Origin of the sequence: Bartonella sp. AD24XZML (assembly GCF_042196485.1) — a bacterium.
Lineage (GTDB): Bacteria > Pseudomonadota > Alphaproteobacteria > Rhizobiales > Rhizobiaceae > Bartonella.
The window spans coordinates 1-5,435 of the sequence record NZ_JBHIQH010000096.1; the positions used below are offsets into that span (position 1 = coordinate 1).

2 protein-coding genes are annotated in these 5,435 nt (G+C 37.1%); both read left to right on the forward strand.

The window, feature by feature from the left end; genetic code table 11:
* The first annotated feature begins 423 nt into the window (after positions 1-423).
* Positions 424-2,988 (forward strand): BafA family autotransporter, encoded by a 2,565-nt coding sequence (gene bafA / locus ACFIMX_RS08825; protein ID WP_375694345.1) that lies wholly within the window; start codon positions 424-426, stop codon positions 2,986-2,988.
* Between the two features lie 831 nt (positions 2,989-3,819).
* A partial coding sequence (locus ACFIMX_RS08830; protein WP_375640227.1) for a pertactin-like passenger domain-containing protein occupies positions 3,820-5,435 on the forward strand: 1,616 nt, incomplete at its 3' end.

Here is a 5,435-nt window from a genome sequence, read left to right on the forward strand (position 1 = left end):
TATTAAAGGGCGTAAAACAAAACAGTCCCTTCAGGGTATTTTAGGTGTACGCTATAGTTTCTAATTATATGGTTATTTTTTAGTTATCTTTAAATGTATGATTAGTTTTTTTAAGTTTTTAATGCAGCATCAGAGAACAATTTTTCAGAGCACGCAGCTTCGTTGTTCATGATAAACTGTATTCCCTTATATATTTGATTATGCATTACTTTTTTTGATAAGAAAATTCTGAGGAAATGCTAAAGAAGCACTATAAAAACGCCCTTATATTCTTGATCAAAAAAGTATTTAAAAACTATAAAGAACGGTTTTTTATGAGATAAGGGGGATTTTTAAGAAGGATTATTGCAATCTAAGGTTGAAAATATGTTTTGTAGAGCTAATTACGTTCAGTGTCTATGCAGGCGTGAAAGGGGGGAGGATATGGCTCTACAATATAAATGGAAACGACATTGTTGGATACTCATGTTGAGCAGCTGTTTTGTGCAGGCTGCTGCTGCAAATGAGAGGGGGATACCGCTTTTTTGTCAATCTTCAAGTTATGAAAATGGCAAAATATTTCAGGATCAATACAATGAGGATATGAAAACGGGAAGATGCATACTTGGAGCATCTAATGATGTTATTATAAGGGCGCGTAATGAATTAGACTTTTTAAAAAAGCCTAGCGATTTTACTGAGGATAAGGGCGCTAGAGTGTTTGTGAGTCAACAGGAGCTTGACAGCAGTCATCGTGAAAATGTTGAAAATAATGTACAAGAACACAATACTAAAATTCTTAAAAAACCTGAACTTATTTCCATTAAAGATGGGGCACTGTTAGAAAATTATATTCTTGATAATGAAGGTAAAGCATACATTTCAAATGATGGTGAGATTGATAGCCCAGGGCGATCCATTAATAACACAGTAAGGAATGGTGCAGAGCTTTATGTGTATGCAGGAGGACTCAGTGAGGATAGTAAAATTGAACATGGCGGAATTGAAAATGTTGAGGCTTTAAAGGGAAAACAAGGCTTTTCGAAAAATGCAGTCGTTAAAGAAGGTGGACAACAAAGTGTTGGAAATGGAGGAAAAGTAGAGGGGACTAAAATTTATGGTGGTGAGCAACTTGTTTTCGGGGAGGGGGATGTTGGAGGAGAGGTTAAAGGGAGTAGTGCTTCTCATACTATCATTTATGGTCAAGATGAAACACTAGGCCAACAAAAAGTATATGATGGCGGAAAAGTTTGGAATACGAAAGTTATGCAAGGGGGTGTCCAAGAGGTTGGACAAAAGTCTCAAAGTGCAAAAAATGGTGGTTTTGCATTTGACACAGAAGTTTTTGGCGGTGGTAAACAACGTATCTTAAAAGGCGGTCAGGCTATTGGAGTTATTTTAAATGAGAGTGCTATTCAGGAAATATATACTGATGGATCTGTAAAAAATCTAACAATGAATGATCAAACAAAATCATGGGTGCATGCTGGGGCAACATTAGAAGGAAAGACACAGTTAAATCATTCTGGGCAGATCCATCTTTATGCTGGGAATGATCAACATCATACCATAGTAGAAGATATTATTTTAAATGGAAAAGATACAAAACTGTACTCTATTACTGATGAGTTTGATGGAAAAAGTTCTTTGATACAAAAATTAAGTGGTGAAGGGAGTGTTATTTTTTCGTTTACAGGTTCTGATCCATATTATTCTCAGCTTCATGTGAATAATCTTTCAGGAAATTTACATTTCGCGTTCAATACTACGATTGCCCATAACCGTGGTGATTATCTCTTGGTTGAGAAAGGTGCTGGGAATCATACGATAAGTGTTGCTGATTCTGGAGTTGAAATCACGGATCCTTTTTCAAATAAGCGTGATTTAATTATGGATCAAAGTGGTGGAGCACATTTTACACTGACAGATCTTAAGGGTGACAAAATTAACGCCATTGATGGTGGAACTTATATGTATGATTTGAAAGAAAGAAAGGATGAAAATGGAAAAGTTTGGTTTTTATCTGCAGATCGCCTCAGTGGACCAGAAACCTCTATTCCAGATCCGGAAAATCCTTTTGTTCCTGGTGAAACAACAACGACACCCTCTACAGATGCAGTATTAACGTTGTCCGTAGTTCCTGGACTTATTTTTAATAATGAGTTGCAAATTATACGGAATGGTAGAAAAATTTGGGACAGAAATAAGAAAGATATCGAACTATGGACTTATGGGATTAAGAGCAGAGAACGTGTTGCGACAGGCCATACACACTTTAAGCTTGGGCAAACAGGTTTAGTTTTTGGTGCTGATCAGTTGAGTGAATTAAGGCATGGAGAGTTGTATGTTGGTGGTTTCGGTAGTTATGATCAAGCACGTATTTCTCATGCACGAGGTGGTAATAGTGATCTGAACTCTTATAGCATTGGAACTTACGCAACTTATTTTGATCATCGCGGATGGTATATGGATGGTGTTTTGAAATATAATTATTACCGAAATAATTTGAAAGCCATATCAACGAATGGTTTAGCCATTCAAAGTCATTACAATCAGTGGGCGATAGGTGGATCATTTGAGATTGGTTGTTATTTTGAACCGGCACAGAATACTTGGATGCAGCCTTATATCAAGCTAACAGGTTTGCAGGTTGAAGGTAAAAGAATAAAACTTTCCAATGGAATGATAGGTGATCTAAGCCCATTAACTTCATTCCGCAGTGAAGTTGGATTGACTGCAGGGCATGAATTTTTTGTGAGTTCAGAAACTTCATTAACAGCTTACATTATGGCAGCTTGGTTGCGTGAGAATATAAATAATAATTATACGACAATTAATAACCAGTATAAATTTATTACAGATTTGTCAGGCAGTGCGGGTAAATTGGGAATTGGTTTAAACGGTTCGGTCAATGATAAACTAACACTTTATGCGGAAGCACATTATCTAAAAGGACATAAGATTAAGAATGCTCTTCAAGGTATTTTAGGATTACGCTATAGTTTTTAAATATGTGTGCATGGCTGATTAACTTTACAAATGTAATTGTTTTGCAAACTTAAACAGATAACGTTCGGCTATGTCTTCTCGAGAGTGTAAGGACTTTCTCAAATAGTAGAAATGTCTTTATACTCTCTCTTTTAAAGGCAACATACTGAATTTATAATAATAATTCATTTCTATGCATGTTGAATGAGAGTCGCGAAAATCATAGGATTCTCTCATTTCAAATCTGTTTATGTTGAATCAATCAAAATTATTCGCTTGGCACATCGCAAGTGGGATGAAGGTGTGTATAAAAACTATACAAAAAAGAAGTAAAAATGTCTCTGATGAATCGTCTCTAGTGTCAAGGGCTGTCACAACATTGGGATGGCAAAGTGTATGATGATACCGGCCCGCTTCTTCATAAGCGTAAAGATTGGGGATTCAATGGCTTTACCGGTATATCATTCATGGATGACGTCGCAAAATGGGCTTGAGTGCATTGAGAGATGTCTTTTTAAAACAAGTGCGTGAATGTACAACCTAATGGCGTTTTGTTTTACGTGAAGAGGGTGCCCCCATTAAAGGGCACGAGCATTTTTTTCATCTATAATTCCAGATATGCAAATTATTCCTTGAATTCAAATAAACATTTTGAATTTTATTCAATTTTTCTGCCTTAAGTTAGAGTTTTTTAGTGGTTTATAGATAAACAACTTAAAGCTGTTTAAATTAAAAAATACACTAAAAAATTGTATTTAGACATAAATAAAACACATTGTGATACAATCTAAAACGAGCTACCTATATAGCCGCGGGATATTTTTCTAAATAATTGAGAGTGGAGTGTGGATAATGCGGTATAAATACAAATTAAGTTTTTCAGTATTGATGATCAGTAGTTGTCTTGTGCAATCTGCAAGTGTAGTAGAGAGTGGGAATAGAGGGCAAATAAGAGTAACCCATGTGAGAAATGAAGAAGAGGAACGAAAAAATTTAGAAATAATTGCTCGTCTTTTCAAAAATAATGTGACGATTGGATATGGGGATGTAGAGCTTATTGATAATGGAACAACTTCCGTGGGGTCCACTATCAAAAAAGGAGGGATGCAAATAGTTACACGTGCAGGAATTACAATAAACGCTGAAATTTTGGGAGGTCAGCAGTTTGTTCATGAAGAGCCAAATATTGATTTTACACGCGTGGTTAGACGAAGTAGTGCATATAATTCCACAGTTACTGGGGATGGTGGAACAGTTGGACAGCAGAATGTGTATGATGGGGGAGGTGCTTGGTATACGAAAGTGGGAGATAACGGAGAACAAAATCTTTATGCAGGACAAAGAAAAGAGGGAGGGAAATCAATGTATGCTCAGGTTTCTGGGAATGGGAGACAGCATGTCTTAGCACTAGGGGAGTCTGTGAAAACTACTTTGAAGGATCAAGCTATTCAAGTTGTATATCCTATGGGATTTGTAGATACTTTAACAATTACGGATTTTGCTAAATCGTGGTTCCATGTTGGTGTACAAGAAGTCGTTGGAGAAGTAAGGATCAATGGTGGCGGAGAACTTTATTTATTCGCTGGCGATAGGACAAATCATATAACTAAGAAAAACATTCCTCTAGAAGGAGAACCTGCTGAACCAATATTTGAAGTTGGTGAACGGAAGATAGGAGAAAAACCACAGATTAAAATTAAAGATTTAGGGGGGCAGGGTGGGACTGTTATTTTTTCTTCTATTCCGTATGATCCACGTCATATTTCACTTTATGTTGAGAGACTTTCAGGGGATTTACATTTTCGATTCAATATTAGCGCTACGTGGGATGCGAGTGATTATTTGTTGATTGGTGAGGGCTCAGGGAATCACAAAATAAATATTGCAGATTCTGGACGAGAAATTACAGGTCCTCTCTCACAAAGGAATAGTTTGGTTACTGAGCTTCCGTTAATTACCGATAGAAGCCACAATGGCGGAGCTGATTTTACTTTGGCAGATCTTTTGGGCAAGGACATTACAGCTGTTGATGGTGGAACCTATCAGTATCGCTTAGTGAAGAGAGGAAGATGTGCTGATTCTAGTGGTAGTGCTACAATTTGGTATTTAAGTAGAGCTTCTGGAGATACGGAAGGTTCTAGTTCTGAAGTAGAGTGTGTGAATAAGAAAGCGAAGATTCCTCTTGCATTGTCTGCTGATACGGGTACACAGTCTGATCAAGGGGCTTCTTCTGAAGGAAAAAATACAGGCTCTCGTAAACCTACTATAAAGCAACCAGCTAAACCACGACCTCCACGTCATTTAAGAGGGGCACAGAATGTCTCTAGTGTTTCTGTATCTCCCTCTCAAGAAAATCAGACTCTTGTAGCGTTACCTCCATCAGGTCTTCATCCTCTTTCTGATGAAAAACAACAAACTGCTGTTTCAACCTCTTCTCAATCTTTAGCCGATCAAATGATTGTGCGTCC

Coding starts and splice junctions, on each gene's coding strand:
- bafA (WP_375694345.1), top strand. CDS start 424: ATGGCTCTACAATATAAATGGAAACGACATTGTTGGATACTCATGTTG.